The following is a 23,575-nucleotide window of genomic DNA, read 5'->3' on the forward strand; positions in this document are numbered from 1 at the left end:
AAAAATTAATCAAAGGATAAGTCGCCACTTGTGTCATTGTCATTCATAAAATAAATTAGAAGTTCATTTGCTTCTTCAAAGTCACTTTCAGACACATAAATTCCCTTTTCATATAGAGAAAAACCTGATATAAGACGCATGTAGTCACCTTCATCTTTTACAAAATAGGGTATTGAATTGTCTTCTAAGAAGGCACAAATTTCATCAAAGATAAGTTTATTTGTTGAAGTCACTAGTTTTACATATTCGATATCTTTTTTCATATTATCACCTAAAATGATTATACCACGAAAGCAAAAAAGAATAAATTTTATAAAATTGTAGAAAAACAAAAAAAATTTTTCGCTTTAAAGGGGAAAATTTCCTTTATCTATTTAAAAAAATTTATTTTTATGGTAGTATTTCTAGTATATAAAAAAGGAGAGAGCGTATGTCAAAACAAAATGAAGGATTTTCATCAATCCTAGGATTCATTATGGTTGCCATTGGCCTTGCCCTTGGAATAGGAACTCTTTGGAGATTTCCTTACGTAGTTGGCGAAAACGGTGGAGCAATATTTATATTCTTATACATTTTAATTATTTTAGTTATAGGAATACCTCTTATGACTTGTGAAGTTACCATAGGTTATGCAACGGGTAACGCAGCAATAGATGCCTATAAAAATTTAAAACCAAATACAAAATGGTATCTAGCAGGTTACCTACACACAATTGCAGCCCTTATTATTGTTGGTTATACTTCAGTTATTTATGCATGGATAATTAAATATATTGCAGGTGCATTTATGGGCGATTTCGTTGGTCTAGATAGTCAAGGAATTCAAAATTATTTTGATGCCTTTAATGCAAATAAAGGAACTGTATTTTTATTTTTCCTTGTTAACTTTTTACTTAACAATGCAGTTATAATTCTTGGAGTACAAAAGGGAATTGAGAGAGTTTCAAAAGTTCTAATACCAATTTTATTTGTTATTATGATTGTAATAATTATATTTGGACTTAGATTACCTGGTGCAAAAGAAGGTATTACTTTCTTATTTAAACCAGATCTTTCAAAATTTTCTCTAAATTCAGTTATAACTTGTCTTGGTCAGGCATTCTTTGCCTTGGGTCTTGCAATGCTAGGTTCCATGGTTTTTGGTTCTTATATCAAAGAAAAGGATGAAAATATTTTTAAAGACTCTTCTGTAATTTGTCTTGCACTTGTTTTTGCAGGTATTTTATCAGGACTTATGATTCTTCCTATTGTATTTGCAACAGGACTAACACCAGGAGAAGGAGTGGGACTTACATTTTTAACACTTCCACTTGCCTTTAATGTTGTTCCTTTTGGAAGAGTGCTTTCAGTATTATTTTACTTTGGATTTTACATTGCTGCTTTCACTTCATCAGTAGGAGTATTAGAAGCAATTGTTGGACAATTTATGGAAAGATTTAAACTAGAAAGAATTAAGGCTCTTATTCTTGCAAGTGTAATAATAATTGCCATTGCTGCAGTTTCTATTTTCTATGATCCAGCCTTTGCATTTTTAGATAATATTGAAAGTAATTATATCTTAGTAATAGGATGTCTATTAATAGCACTATTCTCTGCAAGAGCTTGGAAAATGGAAAATGTCTTAGAAGCAGCTAATATAAAAAGTCCTTTTATTAGAACTTGGATGAATGTAAGTATAAAATATATATCACCTATTGTAATTGTGATAATATTCTTTAGTCAATTTATAAAATAAAACAGTCATTAAAAAGGAAAAGTCGCATGGGAAAAACATACGACTTTTTTTAGTATTTAAATATAAATTTTTATTTTGGGAGGCAATTTATTGTGAATGATTTTGTATTAGAATTAAAAGTTATAAATCCTTTTAAAGTGTCCTATGTTTTTTTAGATACAAAAGATGAATATGTTTTAAAAAAATTAAATGAAGAGTTAAAAATAAACAAATTCAAATCATATTCTAAGAAAGGGAATAATTTAAATGTGACTATTGTATTTTTTGCCAAGAAAAATAAGGATAAATTTTTAGAACTTATGGATAGAATCTATAAAAATCTTCTCTTGTTAGGCTATGAGGAAGAAGAATTAAATATTTTAAATACTATTTCAAATGAAATTTAATAAAAAAAATGCACCAAAAAAAGACCCAAGCAGGGTCTTTTTCATTTTCATTACATATTCTTTGAATAGAATTCAACGATTAATTGGTCTTCAATTTCTATTGGAACATCTTCTCTATTTGGAAGAGTTACTAAAGTTGCTTTAAAGTCTTCATCCTTAGAAATGTAAGGGAAGTTAGCTACGATATTAGTGTTGTAGTTTTCTTTGAATAAATCAACTTTTTTTCCTTTAGCAGATAATGCAATTACATCACCAGCTTCACATCTGTAAGAAGGAATATTTACTTTATTTCCATTTACAGTTAAGTGACCGTGAGTAACCATTTGTCTTGCTTGTCTAATTGAAGAAGCGAAGCCCATTCTGTAACATAAAGAATCAAGTCTTGTTTCAAGGAATATTACAAGGTTAGGACCTGTTTGTCCTTGAGCTCTTTGAGCTTCTTTGAATAGATTAACAAATTGTTTTTCAAGAACACCATAATATGCTCTTAATCTTTGTTTTTCTAAAAGTTGCTTACCATATTCAGTAAGTTTTTTATCACTTCTTGCAGTACCTCTTGTAGCTTTTTTCATTGCCTTTGGGTGACCGCATACATTTAGTCCAAGTCTTCTTGATTGCTTGAACTTTGGATCCATCATTTTTGCCATTTTTATCAAACTCCTATAAATTTTCGCCGCGATAATTTATAAGCCGATTGCATTATACTAAATTAAGATTGATTTGTAAAGGAGATAGCAAAATATTGGCAAGAAAAATTTTATATACTAACAAATATAATTTGTCGAAAAACCACTTTATCTATGAAAATATTATGGGTATATATGTTATACTTAATTTAAATAGAATTAATCTGAAAGTAAAATTTACCTAGGAGGATTTATGAAAAAAATAGAATTCGTTGATACAATTCTTCGTGATGCTCATCAATCACTTATGGCAACACGAATGACATATAAGGATATGGAACCTGCCTTGGATAAACTAGATAAGGTTGGATATAAAGCTATAGAATGCTGGGGTGGAGCCACTTTTGACTCCTGCATAAGATATCTTGATGAAGATCCATGGGAAAGACTTAGAAATATAAAATCTCATTTTAAAAACACAAAAACACAAATGCTTTTGAGAGGACAAAATCTTTTGGGATATAAAAACTATCCTGATGATGTTGTGGAAAAATTTGTGGAGCTTTCTGTTAAAAATGGAATTGATATTATTAGAATATTTGATGCTTTAAATGACATTAGAAATATTGAAATTTCACTAAAGGCAACAAAAAAAGCTGGAGCAGAAGCACAAGTTGCAATTTGTTATACTACTTCTGAAGTTCATACAATTGATTATTTCACAGACCTTGCAAAAAAAGTTCAAGAAATGGGTGCAGACTCTATTGCTATAAAGGACATGGCAGGAATTTTGACTCCACCAGTTTCAAGAGATTTAGTAAGATCTCTTAGAAAGGCAATTGATATTCCAATAGAACTTCACACTCATGAAACTACAGGTTGTGGATCTATGACTTATTTAAAGGGAATAGAAGAGGGAGCAGATATTATTGATACAGCACTTTCTCCATTTTCAGGAGGAACTAGTCAGCCACCAACTGAAACTCTTGCAATAATTTTAAAAGAAGCAGGTTATGATGTAGACTTAGATTTTGATATTTTAAGTGAACTTGCACCATACTTCCAAGAAGTAAAAAATAAATATCTTAATGATAAAACAATGAGAGTTAAAATGCTAACAGTAGATCCAAAAGGATTAATATACCAAGTGCCTGGTGGCATGCTTTCAAATCTTAGTTCGCAACTTTCTGCTGCTAAACAAGATCATTTATTTGACAAGGTTCTTGCTGAAGTTCCAAATGTTAGAAAAGACATGGGTTATCCACCACTAGTAACTCCTATGAGCCAAATGGTTGGTACTCAAGCTTCCTTTAACGTGATGACTGGAAAGAGATACAAGATGGTTCCAAATGAAATCAAGGATTATTTAAAGGGTTTATACGGCAAGAGTCCAGTGGAAATAGATGATGCATTTAGAAAATCTATTATTGGGGATGCAGAAGTTATAACTGATAGACCAGCAAATCACTTAGCACCAGCTCTTGAAAATTACAAGACAGAAATAGGAAATCTTGCAAAGACAGAAGAAGATGTATTGACTTACGCCTTATTCCCACAAGTTACAAAAGAATTTTTGACAAAAAAATATGAAAAATAAATTATAAATTTTATTAAAAGATACTACTAGATAGGGTAGTATCTTTTTGCATTTGCCAACTTTTTGTTGTATATTAATTTTATTAAAGTAAAAAATATTTTTTAAAATAGAAGGGATGATTAGATGGATTTTAAAGATTTTAAAGTTGAAGATTATATAGAAAAATATGCTGAACTGATTTTAAAAATTGGTCTAAAAATAAAAAAAGACGATAAGTTAGTTGTGAGATGTCCAATTGAAGCGAGAGATTTTGCCATAACTTGTACAAAAAAAGCTTATGAATTAGGGGCAAGTGAAGTTGTTGTAGATTATAGGGACCCACTAATTCAAAAACTTAAATACGAAAATGAAAGTGTAGAAGTACTAACTGATATTCCTAAGCATAAAGTAGATAAAGAAAATTATTATATGGAAAAAAAGGCAAAATACCTTTCAGTTACAGGATCAGATCCAGATGTGTTTAAGGGACTTGATTCAGAAAAATTATTTAAATCAAATCTTGCATCTTCAAAAGCTTTGAGAGATTTTTCTGCTAAAATGATGGCAAATTATGTTTCATGGATAGTTGTGGGAGCAAGCATCCCTTCATGGGCAAAAAAAGTTTTTCCTTCCTTGGAAGAAGATGAGGCAGTGAGAAAATTATGGTTTGAAATTTTTAACTCCGTTAGACTTTTTGAAGAAGATCCAGAAAAAGCTCTTGAAAATCATGTAAATAATTTAAACAGATACAGCAAATTTTTAAATGAAAATAAATTTGAAAAGTTAGTTTATAAATCAGAAAAGGGAACTGACTTGGAAGTTGGACTTCCAAAGGGATATATCTTTGCAGGAGCAGGGGATTTAAATAGTGATGGAGAAGAATTCATTGCAAATATGCCAAGTGAAGAAGTTTTTTCTGCTCCAAGACTTGATGGAGTAAATGGAAAAGTTTATTCTACAATGCCACTAAATTACAATGGAAATTTAATTGAAGATTTTTATTTAGTTTTTAAAGATGGTCTTGTTGTCGATTATGATGCAAAATCAGGAAAAGAATATTTAAAAAATATTTTAGAAACAGATGAAGGTTCAAAGAGATTAGGTGAAGTTGCCTTAGTATCTTATAATACTCCAATTTCTATGAGAAAAGTTCTTTTCTATAACACACTTTATGATGAAAATGCATCTTGTCACTTAGCATTAGGAAAATCCTATCCAACTTGTATTGAAGGTGGGGAAAAACTTTCACTTGAAGAATTAAAAGATCGTGGAATGAATGATTCTCTTACTCATGTGGACTTTATGATAGGAGATGCTACAACTGAAATAGTTGGAGTAAAAGAAAATGGAGAAGAAGTTCAAATCTTTAAAGAAGGAAATTTTGTAATTTAATCAATTTATAAAAGTAAGATGAAATTTAAGCCTCTTTGCTAGTAAACTAGTGAAGAGGTTTTTTATTTTTTTTAGAATTGTAATAAGAAATTAAAAGATCTATTTTGCCAAATCTTTTATATATTTCTCTTTAATATGATAAAATTTTAATTATAGATATTTTATTTTAAGTTAAGGAGGATACTTATGAAAGGATTTAAAAAATTATTATTTGGGCTTGCCTTGGTCCTAACTTTAAGTGCCAATGTCTATGCCTACGACTTTGACACACCACTTGTAATTGATGGTGCAGATTGTGAGACTGCCTATAAGGGTGACTCAAAATTTTATGGATTTATATCAAACAGTCGTACCTATGTGCCCTTAAGATTTGTCAGTGAAACTTTGGGCTTTGACGTAACTTACGATCATACTACTCGTAATATTACAATCAAGGGAAATGGTCAAGAAGTTGGCATGAATGTTAAAAGCAAAAATCTTGAAGTCAATGGACTTAAGAAGACAATGGACGTGGCTCCAATTCTTTACAAGGACAGCACCTATGTTCCAATTCGTTATGTTGGAGAATCTCTCAACAAACCTATTAGCTGGAATCCTAATGATGGTGCTGTTTATATTGGAAATGGACTTAACACAAGAAATATAGACTACTCAAATCTTAAAAAGTTAGATTTTTCCAAGTATGGTTTTACTCTTTATGTAAAAGATAATTTTGAAAATAATATTTTTATTGAAGAGTCAGCAGCAGAAGGTCTTGTAAACTTTTATGACAAGGGACTTTATAAAAAGGGAACAATGAGTGGACTTGTTGGTTCAATTGGTACAGAAAAAGAAAAAGCCATCTTTCCAGCCCTTAACCTTTACCAAGAAAATGGTAAAGTCCTAGTTAGATACGAATTCTCAGATAAAAGTCTAAAGAAGCTTGATCCAAGCCTAAAGGGAAGCGACGAGACTCTAAAGAATTTCCAAGAATCACTTGCCCTTCCAACAAATAATATTTTCCCAAAATTTGATGTGAAAAATATTAACAAAGTAGAAGATAGCACAGAAAAAACTAAGCCAGTTGAAAAAACAAAAGAAAGCACACCAAAAGCTGCTCCTATTAAGGAAGCCTACACTACTTTCACTTTTGGAAATCCAAAGGTAACAATTAAGATTCCAAATGATCTTATGAAGGAACTTGTAGTTGAAAAGTCAACTTGGAGACCGGGTTACTTTATATCAGACAAAAAAATTGTCCAATCAGGTAATAAAACTTTTGGAGGATGTATTAAGTATTACGAACAATTTGAGCAAAAAAAGGGCGATTATGTTATGTATGACGGTCTTTACAAACTTATAAATTCCAAGGGCACAATTAAAACTGCTGAAGGAGTTCCAAGAGATGCTCAAGTGGACTTTAACAACAAGGAAATGACTAAGCATTATCAAGAACTTTCAAAAAGAGTTGATAAGGAAGTAATAGTTACAGTTGAAAAATAATTTTTAAAATGAAATGAAGTCAGGTATGAAGGCCTGACTTTTTTTAATTACTTTAGAATTTGTAAAGGTTTTCTGATAGAATATAAATAGGAATATAAATAAGAATAAAATTATAAACTTTAGATAGATAAGGAGGAATTATGTACTCTTGCACCAAGACCTGCACCTTAACTGGTTTAAATGGATATCCAGTAGATGTTGAAGTAGACTTATCAAATGGAATGCCCAAAATTATTTTAGTTGGACTAGCAGATACAGCTGTAAAAGAATCAACTGAAAGAGTAAAATCTGCCATAAAAAATTCTGGATTCGACTTCCCAAAAAAGAGAATTACGATAAATTTAGCTCCTGCAAATTTGAGAAAAGATGGGACTCAATTAGATCTTGCCATAGCAGTTAGTCTTCTTAGTTGTGATGAAAGCCTTGAGATGGACTATTCACCCTATGTCTACATGGGAGAACTCGCTCTAGATGGAAAGATAAATAAAATTCAAGGCGCCCTTCCCATGGTCATTTCCATGAGAGAAAAGGGCTACAGAAAATTTATTGTCCCTTATGAAAATAGGAAAGAATGTGCCATAGTTTCTGATGTGGAAATTTATCCTGTAAAGACTTTAGAAGAAGTTATTTCTTTTATAAAAGGAGAAATTCAAATTGAAAGATGTATGGGAAGTCTAATCAGGGAAAAGGTTTCTTATGAAGTGGATTTTTCAGATATAAAGGGACAAGAAAATTTAAAAAGAGCTTTAGAAATTTCGGCATCAGCAAAGTCAAATATTTTAATCTTAGGATCACCTGGATCTGGAAAAACAATGGCGGCAAAAAGATTTCCAACTATTTTGCCAGAACTTGATTTTGAAGAAGCTATAGAAGTTACAAAAATTTATTCCATTTCTGGATTGTTAGAAGACAATTCATTAATTACAAAGCCACCCTTTAGATCACCGCATCACACAGCTTCAGCAGTTTCTTTAATAGGAGGAGGAAAAATTCCAAAACCTGGTGAAATTTCTCTTGCACACAAGGGAGTACTTTTTTTAGATGAACTTCCTGAATTTTCAAAGTCTGTTTTAGAAGTCTTGCGTCAACCTATGGAATCAAAGGACATAATAATTTCACGTGCCAATGCTAGTGTCAAGTATCCAGCAGATTTCCAACTCCTTGTGGCATTGAACCCCTGCCCATGCGGTTTTCACAATTCAAAAACTCACGAGTGCAATTGCTCGCCTTATGAAATCCAAAGATATCTTTCAAAAATTTCACACCCTCTATTAGATAGAATAGACATTCATCTTGAAGTTCCTGAAGTAAATTATAAAGATATTTCTTCAAAAAGGTCAGGAGAATCATCTGAAATTATAAGAAATAGGGTTAAATATGTAAGAGAAATACAAAAAGATAGATTTAAAGATGAGAGTTTCAAATATAATTCTGAAATTCCAGAAAATAAATTAAAAAAATATTGTTGTCTTGATAAAAATTCTGAAAAAATATTGGAACTTGCCTTTAAAAAATATGGAATGAGTGCCAGAACTTATAATAAAATTTTAAAAATTGCTAGAACAGTTGCTGATATGGATAAGAGTGAAAATATAAAAGAAGATCACATTTTAGAAAGTATTCAATACAGGACAATGGATAAAAAGTTTTGGGGCAACTAGGGGTGATTAGATGACAGAAAAAGAATTACTTATTTTTCTCAATGGAATAAATTTTTCTAGTGAAAACTCTTTAAAGGTTTTAAACTATTTATTGGACAAAGACATCCCTATTGAAGATTTTTATAAAGTTGATTATCTTGAAGAAAAAGTTCTTTCTAATAGAAGCAATTCTAGATTGCAAGAAAAGGCAAGAGATTTTGAAACTATAGTTGAGAAAATAAATGAGAGAATAGAAATCCTTGATGTAAGTATAGTTACAATTTTAGATGGTACTTATCCAGAACGACTTAGATATATTGAAGATCCACCTTCAGTTTTATATATAAAGGGAAATTTGAAAACTTACAACCCAATTGCTTTTGTTGGAGCTAGAAGTCATTCATCTTATGGAAATATGGCAGTAAATAAAATAATTGATGATTTGGGATTTTATGATTTTAGTATTGTAAGTGGCATGGCTTATGGCATAGACACTTTATCTCACAGAAGAGCACTTTTAAATAATTTAAATACCATAGCAGTTTTAGGTACAGGAATTGATGTTATTTATCCTAAGTCAAACAAGGCCCTTTATGAAGAAATTTCACAAAAAGGTGCTATTATAAGCGAGTTTCCCCTTGGAACAGGTGCCAACAAATTTACTTTTCCCATGAGAAATAGAATTATTTCTGGGATTTCTGATACTGTTGTAGTTGTAGAGGCAAAGGACAAGAGTGGAAGTCTAATAACTGCAAGGCTTGCTGCAGAACAAGGTCGAGAAGTTTTTGCAGTTCCAGGAAATATTACTTCAATTTATTCTGTTGGTACAAATAAATTAATTCGTGACGGAGCAATACCTTTAGTTGAAATAAAAGATATTTTAGATTGTTATCCAGGGATTTTATCCAAAAATGATAAAGAAGAAAAAGTTGAGCTGGACCTTGAAGAAATGGCAGTCTATAATCTCATAGAAAAGGGAATAAATAACACTAATGATATTTGCATAAATTTAAATAATGAGGTATTTTATATAAATAAGATATTGACTAAGTTGGAACTTAAAGGAATTATCGAAAAAATTTCTATGAATGAATTTCAAATTTTAAAATAAATTATGGGAAGAAGGAGATGATATTTTGGTAAAAAATCTTGTAATAGTGGAGTCGCCCACTAAGGCAAAGACAATAAAAAAAATGCTTGGGAAAAATTACAATGTAATTGCTTCTGTAGGTCATGTCAGAGATCTACCTAAGTCTAAGCTTGGCATTGATATAGAAAAAGATTTTGAACCACAATATATGAATATATATGGCAAGGGACCGCTAATAAAAGAAATTAAGTCTGAAGCGAAAAAAGCAGATAAGATTTTTCTCGCAACTGACCCCGATAGGGAGGGAGAAGCTATTTCTTGGCACCTTTCATATATTCTGGGAATGAAGGAAGATGAAAAAAATAGGGTTACTTTTAATGAGATAACTAAGGATACAGTTAAAAGAGAAATTAAAAATCCAAGGACTATTGATATGAATCTTGTGGATGCACAACAAGCAAGGCGTGAACTAGATAGACTTGCAGGTTATAAAATTTCTCCTCTTTTATGGAAAAAAGTAAAGTCTGGTCTTTCAGCAGGTCGTGTTCAATCAGCTGTCTTAAAATTAATTTGTGATAGAGAAGATGAAATTAATAATTTTATTGCTGAAGAATATTGGACTATAGAAGCTGATTTGAGAGCTGGAAGAAGAAAGCTCTTGGCAGATTATTATGGTGTAAAGGAAAAAAATAAGACAAAAAAAGTTGAACTGAAAACTGAAAAAGATGCTGATAAGGTAATAAATAAAGTAGATAAGGATAATTTTACTGTAGATTCAGTAAAAAAAGGAAAGAGGGCTAGAAAATCACCAAATCCTTTTACAACATCTACAATGCAACAAGAAAGTTCTAGGAGAATTAATTTTTCTACTAAAAAGACTATGATGGTAGCACAAAGTTTATATGAAGGTGTAAAACTTCCAAAGGAAGGTTCTGTTGGTCTTATAACTTATATGAGAACTGACTCAACTAGAATTTCTCAAGAGGCACAAAATGCCTGTCTTAATTTTATAGAAAAATCTTATGGAAAAAATTATCTTGGCAAGAAAAAAGCAGCTGTAAAGAAAAAGACTGAAAACATACAAGATGCTCACGAATGTATTAGACCAACTGATGTAAATAAGACACCTTATTCTATTAAAGATTCACTTTCAAAGGATCAATTTAAATTATATTCTTTGATTTGGAATAGATTTGTCGCTTCACTAATGGCAGATGCAATTTTCAACACAATTTCTGCTGATATTGTTTCAAATGCAGAAATTTTTAGAGTAAGTGGATCAACTTTAGATTTTGATGGTTTTTTAAGAGTTTATGATTATAGTCTTGAAAAAGCAAAGGAACTTCCTCCTCTTGAAGAGGGACAAGTTTTAAAATTAAAGGATATAAAAAAAGAACAACACTTTACAAATCCACCTCCAAGATACAATGAAGCTTCTCTAATAAAAGAGCTTGAAGCTTTGGGAGTTGGTAGACCATCAACTTATGCACCAACTATTTCTACTCTTCAAAGCAGGTATTATGTCGTACTTGAAGAGAAAAAATTCGTGCCAACAGAATTGGGACAAACTGTCAATGAAATATTAGTTGACAATTTTGACAATCTAGTAGATAAAAAATTCACTGCTCAAATGGAATTTGAATTAGATGAAATTGCCGATGGTAAAAAAGCCTGGAAGGAACTTGTTAGAGCATTTTATAGCGACTTAAAAGAAGATCTAGATAAGGCTTATGAAAACATAGAAAAAGTTCAAATAGAAGATCCAGTAACTGATGAAATTTGTGAAAAATGTGGCAGAAACATGGTTATAAAAATGGGTAGATATGGAAAATTCTTGGCATGTCCAGGTTTTCCTGAATGTAGAAACACAAAAGCTCTTGTGGAAAAAATTGGAGTTAAGTGTCCAGAATGTGGCAAAGGTGAAATTGTCGTAAAGAGAAGTAAAAAAGGAAGGATTTTTTACGGATGCGATCAATATCCTAAATGTGAATTTGTATCATGGAATAAGCCAATTGAAGAAAAATGTCCAAAATGTGGAAGCATTTTGACAGAGATGAAGTCAAGAAATAAAAAGACAATAAAATGTAGTAATTCTACTTGTGACTACAGGAGAGAGGAAAGTGAATAATTTTTCTTTTGAAATTAAAAATATATTGGCAGAAAATTATTGCCGAAAGAATTTTATAGCTCCTTATAGAGAAGAAGGCGACCTAGTGGTCTTCTACTCTTTACATATTGATGATGAGATTTTGAAATATAACCTAAAAGAAAAGCTAGGAAGAGAAGTTTTATTTGAAAAAGCAAGTGAAGATAAAATAAAAACTCTCTTAGATGAAATTTATAAAAATAATGATACTGATTTTTTATTAGATTCTATAAATAACAGATATGAGGACATACTTGTTTTAGAAGATGATGTAAAGGAAGACTCTCCTGCTGTGAGAGTCCTAGATTTTATTTTAAAAGAAAGCATCGAGAAAAATGCCAGCGACATTCACATAGAACCAAGATTTGAAAATATAATAGTTAGGATAAGAGTTGATGGAGCTTTAAATAAACTTATAGATCTACCTAAAAAAATTTATCCTCATCTTGTAACTAGGATAAAAATTTTATCTGAACTTGATATTTCTGAAAAAAGATTGCCTCAAGATGGACGATTTTCTTTTGATTTTATGGGTGAAAAAATCGACATAAGAGTTGCAACGACACCAACAGGCAATGGTGAAAAGATTGTATTAAGAATTTTAGATATTCAGAGAATTTCTTATACACCAGAGGGAATTGGACTCCTTGGAGAAAATTATGATAAGGTCATGAAGTTAATATCCCAACCATCAGGACTTATTTTAAGCTGTGGTCCAACTTCTTCGGGAAAGACATCTACACTTTACACACTTCTTAGGAAAATTCAAGATGAAGACATAAATATTATGACTATTGAAGATCCAATAGAATATAAAATTGATGGTATAAATCAAATTGAAGTAAATCAAAATACAGGACTTACTTTCGAAAAAGGTTTAAAGGCAATTTTGAGAATGGATCCAGATAAAATTATGATTGGTGAAATTAGAAATGAAGACACTGCGCATATTGCTATCTCATCTTCCATAACAGGTCATTTAGTTTTATCCACACTTCACACCGAAAGTTCTCCGGCATCAGTTGGAAGGCTAGTTGATATGGGAATAGAACCATACTTAATTTCAGCTGGACTTATTGGAGTAATTTCACAAAGATTAATAAGAAAATTGTGTCCACACTGCAAAGAAAAAGTAAAAAATACAAATCCACTTATAAAAAGTGAATATGTTTATAAGGCTAGATCTTGTGAGAAATGTAACTCCGGATATTCTGGTAGAATTGCAGTTTTTGAAATTATGATAGTCGACAGCGAAATCAGAGATATGATTACTAGAAGAGAATCCATTAAAAAAATTAAAGAATATGCTGTTGAAAAGGGAATGAGAACTTTATCAACAGAGATCTTATCTTTAATAGAAAAAGGCGAAACAACTTTTGAAGAGTACTACAAAAACATCCATACTGTTGGTGAATTATGATTTACAAGTACAAGGCCTTTAAGGGCAGTGAAAAATTAGTTGGAAACATTGAAGCTGAAAATTTCAATGAAGCTAAGGACAAATTAAAAAGAAAAGGACTTAGACCAATAAAAATTGAAGAAAATATTGAGTCGTCTAATTCTTTTGAAATTAAGAAAAAGTTTAAAAATGAAGATCTCTACATTTTATTTAGACAGCTTTCTCTTTTTATAAGTTCTGGCATAAGCATAGAAAATGCCTTTGAAATTTTAGCATCACAATTTTCAAAAGAAAAGGGCAAAATATTAAGTGATATAAGAGAAAGTCTAAGGATGGGGAATTCCTTGTCTGCTTCTATGAAATCTTCAAGAGCTTTTCCAAGTCTTGTGACAAATATGGTTTATGTCGGAGAAAATACTTCTAGCCTTGGGAAAATTTTTCACAAATTGTCAGATTACTACATAAAAAAGAGAGAAACTAATTCAAAAATAAATGAAGCATTGGCATATCCTTTGATTTTACTTATAAGTTCAATTTTTATAATAAATTTTTTGATTATAAATGTAATTCCAAATTTTAGCCAAATTTTTAGTTACAATGACAATTTACTCCCAGCTCCAACGAGAATGCTAATAGCTTTTTCGAATTTTATTTATAATAATTATTTGTACATAATTATGGGAATAATATTTGTGATAGCGATTGCATATTTTTATAACAAAAAGCATCCAAAGAGATTTCATTCCATGCTTCTTAAATCAAAGTATTACAGAATGACAAAGGATTTAAACTTTTCCTTTAATATGGATTTACTTCTTGGATCTGGCTTAACTGTGGATAGAAGTCTTGAGATAATTTCTAGAATGGAAAATAATACAGTTTTAAGAGAAAAATATAGAAACATTTTAAAGGAAATAAAGGCTGGAGAATATTTTTATAAAAGTGCTAATGAAACAAAAGTATTTTCAAAAGTGTTAATTTCTATGATTAGGGTTGGAGAAGAATCTTCAAATTTAAAAGAAATTTTTTCAATAATGTCCAATTTTTATGAAGAAGAATTAAATAGCAGAAACAAAAAGTTACTTGGAATACTTGGACCAGTTTTAATAATCATTATGGCATTGATAATTGGATTTATAGTGCTATCTATTGCACTTCCAATTTTTGATATGGTAAATCAATTTTAGGAGGTAATTATGAAAGAAAAGAAGAAAAAGGGCTTCACCCTAATTGAATTAGTAATAGTCATAGCCATTATAGCAATTTTAATTTCGATTGCCGCTATGAAGTACAGTTCAACTAATCTAGCTGCAGAAGCTGCTGCTCACAATGCCAATGTAAAAGTTTTAAAAAGTGCGGGAATTTTGTATCTAATAGATAATCCAAATCCAGAAAGTGGAATTAATGTTGAAAATCTAAAAGATTACATAGAAGGTGGAAAGATTCCAAAACCTGCTAAGCACCTAGAAGGTTATGATTCATTTACTGTAGAAGCAAGTGATAATGGAGATGTAACAGTTACACCAGGTCCAGTAAAAGTTTCTGATAAAAAGTTAGTTTTAGAAAATGAAGATTAATTTTTATAAAATATTCCTCTCTCTTCTCATATTTATTTTTGCTGGATCACTTGGATCATTTTACCAAGTTTTTGTCACTAGGCGAGAGAAGAAAGAGGATTTTATATTTTCTAGAAGTCATTGTGATTCTTGCAAGAGGACTTTATCTTTTTATGAACTAATACCAGTTTTTTCCTATATTTTTTTGGGAGGAAAGTGTGCTAGTTGTGGTGAAAAAATTGGAAAAGATAAATTTTTAATAGAGCTTTTTATTTCAACATTATCCCTTATAATTTTTATGAAATATAAAGTATCCTTTGAAACTTTTATAATAATAGGGATAATTGTTGTTGCTGTATTTATAGGAATTATTGACTACAAAACTTCTTATATTTATAATGTTGATCTTCTTATAATTTTTCTTTTAAGTTTGGTTTATAAATATTTTTTACATTATGGATTTTTAAATTCTCTAAAATATTCCCTTGGCATGGGTCTAATATTTTTCGCAATTTATTATTTCACATCTATGATGGGACTTGGAGATGTCTATTATTCTTTTATAATGGGTTTTTTTGCAGAAAACTTGTATGAAGCATTTATTTTATTTAGAGATTCTTTTATAAGTGCAGCAGTGATTTCCATATTTTTAATTTTATCCAAGAAAAAAAGTTTTAAAGATTCTATTGCTTTTGGACCTTTTATGAGTTTAGCTATAATTATTTTTTTAATTTGCAGGTGACTTGACTTATGTTTGAAAAAATTATAATAATTAAAATTAATGACGGTTTTATAAATTTAATTGAAAAAACAAGAAATGAAAAAGAAATTAAGACTGTTCCCATAGCTTATAGGATTTATAAGGATGGGAAGATTTTAGATTACCACCATTTTTTCTATAAATGCAGCAAAATTGTTGAGAAAGCTGAAATAAATAAAAGGGACAAGGTGTATATCTTTTTTGATTCTAGTGAATTTATCCACATTAACTATAAAATTCCAGAAATTGAAGAATCTGATATAAAAAATTTTCTAGAACTTGAACTTGAGGATTATGGGGATTTTGATATAAATAATTACGAAATCTTTTATAAAGACAAAAAATCTAATGATTCCATTAACCTATCTATAGATTTAGTTCCCAAAGATATGATTTTAAAATTGAAGGACTTATTTGAAAAATTAAATATAAATAATTTTGAAATTTATCCGGAAACTCAGAGTTTTAGTTTAAATGGAAAATTTATTGAGATAGCACCTTCCTACATAAAAGAAATTTTTGTAAAAGATAACTTAGTCAATTCTTATGAAAAAATTTATGATGAAAATATAGAAAAATTAATTGAAGATAATAATTTAGAAGAACAAAATGCTTCAAATATCATAAATTTGAGATATGATCCAGAAGAGCAAAAGGTCGAAGAAGATTTTTTATTTAAGTACAAAAATTATTTTATAAAACATATTAGCCAAATGGAAAAATTTTCAAAAGGAGAAAGTGTAAAACTTTTCGGGAATATCTGTGATTCAAAGACAATAAAGGATACTTTAAAGGCCTATAGCGATTTAGATTTTGAGATTTTAGATGAGAATATCCTTAGTATAGATGGACTAAAAAAGGAAGATAAAGCTGCAAAAAAGGCTAAGAAAAAAAGTTATATAAATATATTTTTGCCCTTTGCTCTTTTAGCAATAATTGCCTTTAATCTCATTTATTCCAATAATTTAAAAAGAGAGTATGAAGAAAAAAGTGAAAATGTAAAGATGATTGATCTTGAGGAAAGTGATAACAAGGACCTTGCCAGTGACAAGTTTCAAGAAAAAAATAAAAAGTTTATCGATAAAATTTCAGAAATTCAAAAACTTGAGGATGAAAATTTAGTATTTACTTCTTATAACTTTGACAAGGGAAGAATGACAGTTAGAGGAATAGTAAAAGATGAAGCTTATTTTAACAAGGTTTTTAAAGATTTTAATATAGTTAACAAAAATTTCTACAAAGAAAATGGATTTAACAAGTTTGAAATGCAAATAAAATAAGTGTAAAATTCTCAAGAGGTGTTAATTTTGGAAATTGGTAAATTAAAGACAGAAGTGCTTGAAAAATATATTTTTGACAATTTAAAATTTAATAGAAAGGAAGTTCTTGTTAGTGGAGGAACTGGTCTTGACAATGCTGTCATGGATTTTGGTTCAGATTTAATAGTAGCATCAACTGATCCCATCACAGGTGCATCTAAAAATTTAGGATCTCTTGCTATAAATATTTCTGTAAATGATGTGAGCTGTCAATGTGCTGATCCTGTTGGAGTTCTAATGACGCTTTTAATTCCACCTACAGCTAATATTGAGGATTTAAAAACAATTGTAGAAGATGCAAGTAGGACTGCAAGGGAATTAAATGTAGATATTGTTGGAGGACACACTGAAGTCACTGATGCAGTTAATAAAATTTTACTTTCAACAACAGTTTTAGGAAGAGTTAAAAAAGATAAAAGACCTAATATAGATAGCATAAAAAATGGAGATATTGTAGCTATATCAAAATATATTGGAATTGAAGGAACTAGCATAATAGCCAATGAAAAAGATGAAGTTGCAGAAATTTTAACTAAAGAAGAACTTGACTTTGCAAAGTCCTTGTCAAAGGAGATTTCTGTTTTAAAAGAATCAAGATTAGCTTCAAAATATTCTGTAAAACACATGCACGACATAACAGAAGGAGGACTTATGGGGGCAGTTTGGGAAACCTCTCGTGCAATTAATTATGGAATCAGGATTTATGAAGATTTAATTCCAATTTTAGATGTGACAAAGAAAATTACAAATTTTTATGAAATTGATCCAAGAAGATTAATTTCCAGTGGAAGTATGCTCATGATTTTTGATGAAGAAGATTTTTTGAAATTTCAAAAAGAAGCAAAAGAAAAATCAATAAAAGTCACAAAAATAGGTGAAGTTAATTCTAAAAATGAAGCTGCAATTTTATCCTCTGACACTGAACTAATCTTGTCTGATCCAGGAGCTGATGAGCTTTATAAGATATTGTAGAATTTATTACAATTCGGTTACATTATTGACAATAGTTACAAAGATATATAAACTTTATCTAGGTGAATTAAATGAAAAAATTTTTTAAAATTTCGATATTAATTATGTCTTTGCTGATTACACCAGTATTTGCAGCTAAAGAATTCAATGTAAGCATAGGTAATACTCAGTTTAAGGTAAAGGAAGCTGGTGTCCTTGTAAATAACAAAACTCTAAAAACAGAATTTTCTCCCTACATAAAACAGGGTAGGACTTTTGTGCCAATTCGTGAAATTACAGAAAAGCTTGGAGCAGATGTAAAGTGGAAAGCTAAGGATAAGTCTATAAAAATTACTTTAAACGGCGACGTTATAAATATGAAGATAAACAGTCCTGTTGTAAGTGTAAATGGCAAAAAAATTAATTTGGACAATGCTCAAGCCCCACAACTTGCACTTTACAAAAGTCCAAAAAAAGAAGTAAAAACTATGGTTCCTTTGAGATTTATATCTGAAACTTTTGGTTACAATGTAGATTGGAATAATGACAAAGTTAGGGCAGAAATAAGCACAAATAAGAGTAAATCTATAATTGAAGATAAGGAAAAAGATAGTAAAAACTCAAAGAATAAGAAGACTAAAAATAATAGTAAAACTAATAATAAAAAGACAAGCCTAAGCTCAAATTCAATTTTTGATAGCAATTATTTCCAATCAAATGCAGAAAAAAAGGAAACATCTAATATAAAAAATGAAATAAAAGATGGAAATAAGGATAAAATTTTTGAAGAAGCAGATCTTGACAAGTCAGATGAAAAGAAAAAAAGAGTTATTAAAGATAAAATTGAAGTGAATGGAAAATTGAACATTATTATTGACCCAGGTCACGGTGGAAAAGATTCAGGTGCAGTAGCACTTGATGGTGAAACTTATGAAAAAACTTTAAATTTAATGGTAGCTGAAAGATTAATGGATAAACTTTATAACAACCCAGAAATTAATCCAGTAATCACTAGATCAAGAGATGAATATATAAAACTTTTAGATAGGGCATCAGTTTCAAACGATGGCAATGCTCACTTATTTTTATCTATACACTTTAATTCTTCAGACAATTCCGAAGCAAAGGGAATAGAAGTTTTATATGCTTCAGAAAAAAATGTAAAAATAAAAGACACAGTTCAAAAAGATTTTGCATCTTGTCTACAAAAAGCTCTTATAAAAGAAACTGGAGCAGTTAATCGTGGCATAAAAAATAGACCAGCTATAATAGTTTTAAATAAAACAAAAAATGTTGCAGCTTTAGCTGAACTAGGATTTTTATCAAATGAAGATGATTTGGAAAAGATTAAAGACCCTGATTACATTGATAAATTAGCCCAAGGACTCTATAATGGTATAGAAGACTATATGGGAAGCTATGTTGAAAAATAGAAGGGAAATTATGAGAGAAGATAGACAAAATGACGAAGCAAGACCGATTAAAATAAGTACAAATTATCTTGATCATCCTGATGGATCAGTTTTAATTGAATGTGGAAAGACAAGAGTTATATGCTCTGCCATGATTGAAAATAAAGTTCCAGGATTTCTTAGAGGTAAAAATAAAGGATGGCTTTCAAGTGAATATTCAATGCTTCCTGGTTCAACACCAACAAGAAAAATTAGAGATATTTCTAAGGGAAAGCTTGACGGAAGAAGCAGCGAAATTTCTAGATTAATAGGAAGAGCACTTAGATCCTGTATTGATTTAGACAAAATCGGAGAAAGAACAATTTGGATTGATTGCGACGTTATTTCAGCAGATGGTGGAACGAGGACAGCATCTATAACGGGAGCTTACATTGCACTTAAACTGGCAGTAAAAAAAGCTTTGGAAAATGGAAAATTCGAGGAAGATCCAATTATTTCTAAGGTAGCAGCAATTAGTGTTGGTAAAGTTAATGGAATAAGTCTTGTTGACTTAGATTTTAAAGAAGATTCCAATGCAGATGTAGATTTAAATGTTGTCATGAACGACAAATTTGAATTAATAGAAATCCAAGGTACTGGAGAAAAGGGAACTTTTTCAATTGATGAACTAAATGGATTTTTAGCAGGTGCAAAAACTGGAATTGGAGAAATATTTGATTATTTTGAAATTTTGGAGCAAAATTTATGAGAAAAATAGTTTTATCTACAGATAATAAAAATAAGCTTAGGGAAATCAGAGAAATTTTAGAAGATTTAGATGTAGAAATTTACGGTAAGTCCGACATAGATGGACTTGATTTTGAAGTTGTAGAAGATGGGGAAACTCTATATGATAATGCTCTAAAAAAAGCAGATGCTATGGCACAAAGAGTAGATTTTGCTGTTTTAGCAGATGATACAGGCTTATTTGTAAATGCCCTTAATGGTGAACCAGGAGTTCATTCTGCTAGATATGCAAAAGAGCATGATGATAAAAAAAATAGAGAAAAATTATTAAAAAATTTAAGTGGAGAAAAAGACAGATCGGCTTATTTTAAAACTCAAATTATTTTAATTGATGAAGATAAAAATATAATCCCTATAGAAGGTGTCTGCCCAGGAAAAATTTCTGAAGTTGAAAAGGGCGACAATGGTTTTGGCTATGACAGCATTTTTATTGCAGATGGATTTGACAAAACTTTTGCAGAAATGACCCATGAAGAAAAAAATGAAATTAGTCACAGAGCCAGAGCCTTAAAAAATTTAAGGGAAAAAATTTCTAAATTGTAAAATTATATTGACAATACATTTTTAATTTGCTATTATATATGTATTGTTCGTGGTGGGTATGGCCTAGCTGGTTAAGGCGTCAGATTGTGGTCCTGAAGATCGTGGGTTCGATTCCCACTATCCACCCCACAATATTTTAGAAGTGCCTGGCACTTCTTTTTTAATTTAAAATGCTAGAGTGGCGGAATTGGCAGACGCACCAGACTCAAAATCTGGCGGCCGCGAGGTCGTATGGGTTCAAGTCCCATCTTTAGCACCAAGATTTTTTAAATACTCTTGTAAAGTTTTATTTTCACAAATTTGTGATAATTTAGAGCTTTTCAAGAGTTTTTTTATTTTTAAAAATATAAAAAATTAATGAGTTTTTGTAAAAAAAAATTAAAAATTCAATGTTTTCCTAAAATTTTTACACCAATTTTACACCACTTATTTAAAAAAAATTTATTTTTCAAAAGAGATTTTCAAATTTTAGAAATTTTTAAATTGAGAATTTAGACTTAATATTTATTTAATTAAGTAATTAGTAAATAAAAGTATGCTATAATGAATTTATGAATAAGATAAAAAAAGCTGATATTTTAGTAATTTTTATAATTGTTCTTACTTCTTTTTTTATTTATTTTTTCACCAATAAATTGCCAAAAGATCATAAAAATTCTTCTAAAAAAGTTGTCATAACTGTTGATGGAAAAATTTTTAAGGAAGTAAGTTTAAATAAAGATACTGATATAAGAATTAATAGTCAATATGGAAATAATGTAGTTCATATAGAAAATGGTGAAGTTCAGATGTTTGAATCTGACTGCAAAGATAAAATTTGCATGAAGATGGGAAAGATTAGCCTAAATGGTGACTCAATTATCTGTCTACCAAATAGATTAATGGTAAAAATTATCGACGATGCACCTGATGATGAGAGTTTGGATATGATTATAAAATGAGAAATAATAGAAAATTAATTTATTTATCCCTCTTGAGTGCCATGGGCATAGTTTTAGGATTATTTGAGTCTATGATTCCTTTACCAGTAGCAATTCCTGGAGCAAGGCTAGGACTCTCAAATATAGTTGTTCTAGTTAGCATAGTTTCAATTGGTTACAAAGAAGGATTTTTTGTAGCAATTTTTAAAACTATTTTACTGGGACTTGTGACGGGATCCATTTCAAGTTTATTTTTTTCTATGGGAGGAGCAATTTTAAGTTCTATTTCTATGATACTTGCTCACAAATTTTTGAAAAAGTATTTGTCGTTAATAGGAATTAGTGAAATTGGATCTTTTTTTCACAATTTGGGACAAGTTTTAGTCGCATCTTTTATAATGAAGACCACTGCAATTTTAGCCTATTTACCAATCTTAGTTATTTTAGGAATTTTTACAGGTTTTTTCGTAGGGCTTACTTCCATATATGTAGTTGACAATACAAATATTTCTAAAGTGAGGGGTTAAATGGAAAAAATAATTTTGGCATCAAATTCTCCTAGGAGGAGAGAAATTCTGGAAGAATTTATCGACTTAGATATAATAACTAAAGAAATAAATGAGATAAAGGACGATTCCTTTTCACCATGGACAACTGTTATGGGTCTTGCCTTTGAAAAGGGAATTGAAGTTGCTAAAGACAATGAGGATTCCATTGTTTTGTCTGCTGATACCTTAGTTGAATTTGACGGAAAACTTTTGGGGAAACCTAAAAATCGTGAAGATGCAAAAATAATGATAGAGTCTCTAAGTGGTAGAAGTCACAATGTATACACAGGATATGCTATTTTCAAACTATCTGAAAAAATAAAATATGTGAATTATGAAAAGTCTTCAGTAAAATTTTATAAATTAAGTGATTTAGAAATTGAAAAATATTTAGATACTTTAGAATATAAAGATAAGGCTGGTGCTTACGGGATTCAAGGCAAGGGATCTTTATTAGTCGAAGAAATTAGGGGAGATTACTTTAATATTGTTGGACTTCCAATTGGAAAAATAAATAGGGATTTAATTAGATTATTTAATTTTAATTTGTGGTAATTTTATTATTTTTAATGGTGATTTGCTATGAAAGAAAGAGATTTTGAAAGATACACTATTAAGGAAATGCCAGAAGATGAGAGACCTCAAGAAAAATTGATAAAATTTGGTCCGAATTATTTATCGAATGCAGAACTTTTGGCATTAATAATTAGAACAGGGAATAAAAAGGGTGATTCATCTATTGACACAGCTACCAAAGTTCTCAGAAGTCTTAGGTCAGAAAATGATCTTGATGGATTAAGTTCTCTAAAAAATGCAAATTTTTCTGATTTGATGAAAGTCGAGGGAATCGGAGAAGCGAAAGCTGCCATGATTATTGCAGCTGTACAACTTGGGATTCGCCTTTCAGTTTCAAGTACGGGATCAAAGATAAGAGTCACATCGCCATCTATAGCTGCAAATTATGTTTTAAGTCAAATGAGTATTTTGGAAGAAGAACATTTTAGAATAATGACTTTAAACACGAAAAAAGAAATAAATTTTATAAGAGAGATTTCCAAAGGAACCCTTGATATGACTTTGGTTCACACTAGGGAAGTTTTTAGGACAGCTATTTCAGATAATGCTCACAGCATAATTTTATTACATAATCATCCAACTGGAGACCCTAGTCCATCGAGAGAGGATATAAAACTTACTAAAGATCTTTTAGAAGCCTCAAAAATTATTGGCATAGATATTTTAGATCACATTATTATTGGAGATAACAGGTACTTTAGCTTTCTAGAAGAAGGAATTTTGTAGGAGGAT

23 protein-coding genes and 2 tRNA genes are annotated in these 23,575 nt (G+C 30.1%); 23 read left to right on the forward strand and 2 right to left on the reverse strand.

Annotated elements, in window-relative coordinates; genetic code table 11:
* Positions 1-5: 5 nt before the first annotated feature.
* Positions 6-263, reverse strand: a complete 258-nt coding sequence (locus BN3657_RS05420) for a putative signal transducing protein (protein WP_019138060.1) — start codon at positions 261-263, stop codon at positions 6-8.
* Positions 264-430: 167 nt separating this feature from the next.
* On the opposite strand from BN3657_RS05420, the gene BN3657_RS05425 reads away from it, so the two are divergent.
* Both BN3657_RS05425 and BN3657_RS05430 read left to right on the forward strand, forming a co-directional pair.
* The gene (locus BN3657_RS05425) at positions 431-1,735 is read left to right on the forward strand and encodes a sodium-dependent transporter (protein ID WP_019138061.1); all 1,305 of its coding nucleotides are present in this window, start codon (positions 431-433) and stop codon (positions 1,733-1,735) included.
* 92 nt (positions 1,736-1,827) lie between these two features.
* On the forward strand, positions 1,828-2,121 hold the full coding sequence (locus BN3657_RS05430; RefSeq protein WP_062552081.1) for a hypothetical protein: 294 nt from the start codon (positions 1,828-1,830) through the stop codon (positions 2,119-2,121).
* A 50-nt stretch (positions 2,122-2,171) separates the two neighbouring features.
* On the opposite strand, the gene rpsD is transcribed toward BN3657_RS05430, so the two are convergent.
* Positions 2,172-2,768, reverse strand: a complete 597-nt coding sequence (rpsD, locus tag BN3657_RS05435; RefSeq protein ID WP_019138062.1) for a 30S ribosomal protein S4 — start codon at positions 2,766-2,768, stop codon at positions 2,172-2,174.
* A gap of 232 nt (positions 2,769-3,000) precedes the next feature.
* Here rpsD and BN3657_RS05440 point away from each other — a divergent pair, with 232 nt between their 5' ends.
* The 21 genes from BN3657_RS05440 (at position 3,001) to radC (ending at position 23,569) form a co-directional block, all read left to right on the forward strand.
* Positions 3,001-4,344, forward strand: coding sequence for an oxaloacetate decarboxylase subunit alpha (locus BN3657_RS05440; protein ID WP_062552082.1), 1,344 nt, complete (start codon positions 3,001-3,003; stop codon positions 4,342-4,344).
* Positions 4,345-4,467: 123 nt separating this feature from the next.
* The gene (locus tag BN3657_RS05445; RefSeq protein ID WP_062552083.1) at positions 4,468-5,715 is read left to right on the forward strand and encodes an aminopeptidase; all 1,248 of its coding nucleotides are present in this window, start codon (positions 4,468-4,470) and stop codon (positions 5,713-5,715) included.
* A 186-nt stretch (positions 5,716-5,901) separates the two neighbouring features.
* Entirely contained in the window at positions 5,902-7,197 is a 1,296-nt protein-coding gene (locus BN3657_RS05450; RefSeq protein ID WP_062552084.1) for a copper amine oxidase N-terminal domain-containing protein, read from the forward strand.
* Positions 7,198-7,337: 140 nt separating this feature from the next.
* Positions 7,338-8,858 carry a YifB family Mg chelatase-like AAA ATPase gene (locus tag BN3657_RS05455; RefSeq protein WP_062552085.1) on the forward strand — a complete coding sequence of 507 codons (1,521 nt, stop codon included), beginning with the start codon at positions 7,338-7,340 and terminating at the stop codon, positions 8,856-8,858.
* A 10-nt stretch (positions 8,859-8,868) separates the two neighbouring features.
* Entirely contained in the window at positions 8,869-9,948 is a 1,080-nt protein-coding gene (gene dprA / locus BN3657_RS05460) for a DNA-processing protein DprA (protein ID WP_062552086.1), read from the forward strand.
* A gap of 25 nt (positions 9,949-9,973) precedes the next feature.
* Positions 9,974-12,055, forward strand: a complete 2,082-nt coding sequence (topA, locus tag BN3657_RS05465; RefSeq protein ID WP_062552087.1) for a type I DNA topoisomerase — start codon at positions 9,974-9,976, stop codon at positions 12,053-12,055.
* On the forward strand, positions 12,048-13,493 hold the full coding sequence (locus tag BN3657_RS05470) for a GspE/PulE family protein (protein ID WP_062552088.1): 1,446 nt from the start codon (positions 12,048-12,050) through the stop codon (positions 13,491-13,493). Before topA ends, BN3657_RS05470 begins: the two co-directional genes overlap by 8 nt.
* Entirely contained in the window at positions 13,490-14,659 is a 1,170-nt protein-coding gene (locus tag BN3657_RS05475) for a type II secretion system F family protein (protein WP_062552089.1), read from the forward strand. Before BN3657_RS05470 ends, BN3657_RS05475 begins: the two co-directional genes overlap by 4 nt.
* Before the next feature lie 9 nt (positions 14,660-14,668).
* The gene (locus BN3657_RS05480) at positions 14,669-15,049 is read left to right on the forward strand and encodes a prepilin-type N-terminal cleavage/methylation domain-containing protein (RefSeq protein ID WP_062552090.1); all 381 of its coding nucleotides are present in this window, start codon (positions 14,669-14,671) and stop codon (positions 15,047-15,049) included.
* A complete protein-coding gene (locus BN3657_RS05485) occupies positions 15,039-15,770 on the forward strand; it encodes a prepilin peptidase (protein ID WP_062552091.1) in 732 nt (243 codons plus the stop codon). The genes BN3657_RS05480 and BN3657_RS05485 overlap by 11 nt, the downstream gene beginning before the upstream one ends.
* 8 nt (positions 15,771-15,778) lie before the next feature.
* Entirely contained in the window at positions 15,779-17,068 is a 1,290-nt protein-coding gene (locus BN3657_RS05490) for a type IV pilus biogenesis protein PilM (RefSeq protein WP_062552092.1), read from the forward strand.
* A gap of 18 nt (positions 17,069-17,086) precedes the next feature.
* Entirely contained in the window at positions 17,087-18,079 is a 993-nt protein-coding gene (locus BN3657_RS05495; protein WP_230204187.1) for an AIR synthase family protein, read from the forward strand.
* A 71-nt stretch (positions 18,080-18,150) separates the two neighbouring features.
* Positions 18,151-19,491 carry an N-acetylmuramoyl-L-alanine amidase gene (locus BN3657_RS05500; RefSeq protein WP_062552094.1) on the forward strand — a complete coding sequence of 447 codons (1,341 nt, stop codon included), beginning with the start codon at positions 18,151-18,153 and terminating at the stop codon, positions 19,489-19,491.
* 10 nt (positions 19,492-19,501) lie between these two features.
* A complete protein-coding gene (gene rph, locus BN3657_RS05505) occupies positions 19,502-20,218 on the forward strand; it encodes a ribonuclease PH (protein ID WP_062552555.1) in 717 nt (238 codons plus the stop codon).
* The gene (rdgB, locus tag BN3657_RS05510; protein ID WP_062552095.1) at positions 20,215-20,799 is read left to right on the forward strand and encodes an RdgB/HAM1 family non-canonical purine NTP pyrophosphatase; all 585 of its coding nucleotides are present in this window, start codon (positions 20,215-20,217) and stop codon (positions 20,797-20,799) included. Before rph ends, rdgB begins: the two co-directional genes overlap by 4 nt.
* 52 nt (positions 20,800-20,851) lie before the next feature.
* A tRNA-His gene (locus tag BN3657_RS05515) sits at positions 20,852-20,928 on the forward strand.
* A gap of 43 nt (positions 20,929-20,971) precedes the next feature.
* Positions 20,972-21,058 (forward strand) — tRNA-Leu (locus tag BN3657_RS05520).
* A 292-nt stretch (positions 21,059-21,350) separates the two neighbouring features.
* Complete coding sequence (locus BN3657_RS05525) at positions 21,351-21,740, forward strand: NusG domain II-containing protein (protein ID WP_187363623.1); 390 nt, start codon at positions 21,351-21,353, stop codon at positions 21,738-21,740.
* Positions 21,737-22,246 (forward strand): Gx transporter family protein, encoded by a 510-nt coding sequence (locus BN3657_RS05530; RefSeq protein WP_062552096.1) that lies wholly within the window; start codon positions 21,737-21,739, stop codon positions 22,244-22,246. Before BN3657_RS05525 ends, BN3657_RS05530 begins: the two co-directional genes overlap by 4 nt.
* Positions 22,247-22,822, forward strand: coding sequence for a Maf family protein (locus BN3657_RS05535; RefSeq protein WP_062552097.1), 576 nt, complete (start codon positions 22,247-22,249; stop codon positions 22,820-22,822).
* 27 nt (positions 22,823-22,849) lie between these two features.
* A complete protein-coding gene (radC, locus tag BN3657_RS05540) occupies positions 22,850-23,569 on the forward strand; it encodes a RadC family protein (RefSeq protein WP_062552098.1) in 720 nt (239 codons plus the stop codon).
* Positions 23,570-23,575: the final 6 nt, after the last annotated feature.

It is taken from the genome of Peptoniphilus phoceensis (assembly GCF_001517665.2).
In the GTDB taxonomy this organism is placed as follows: domain Bacteria; phylum Bacillota; class Clostridia; order Tissierellales; family Peptoniphilaceae; genus Peptoniphilus_A; species Peptoniphilus_A timonensis.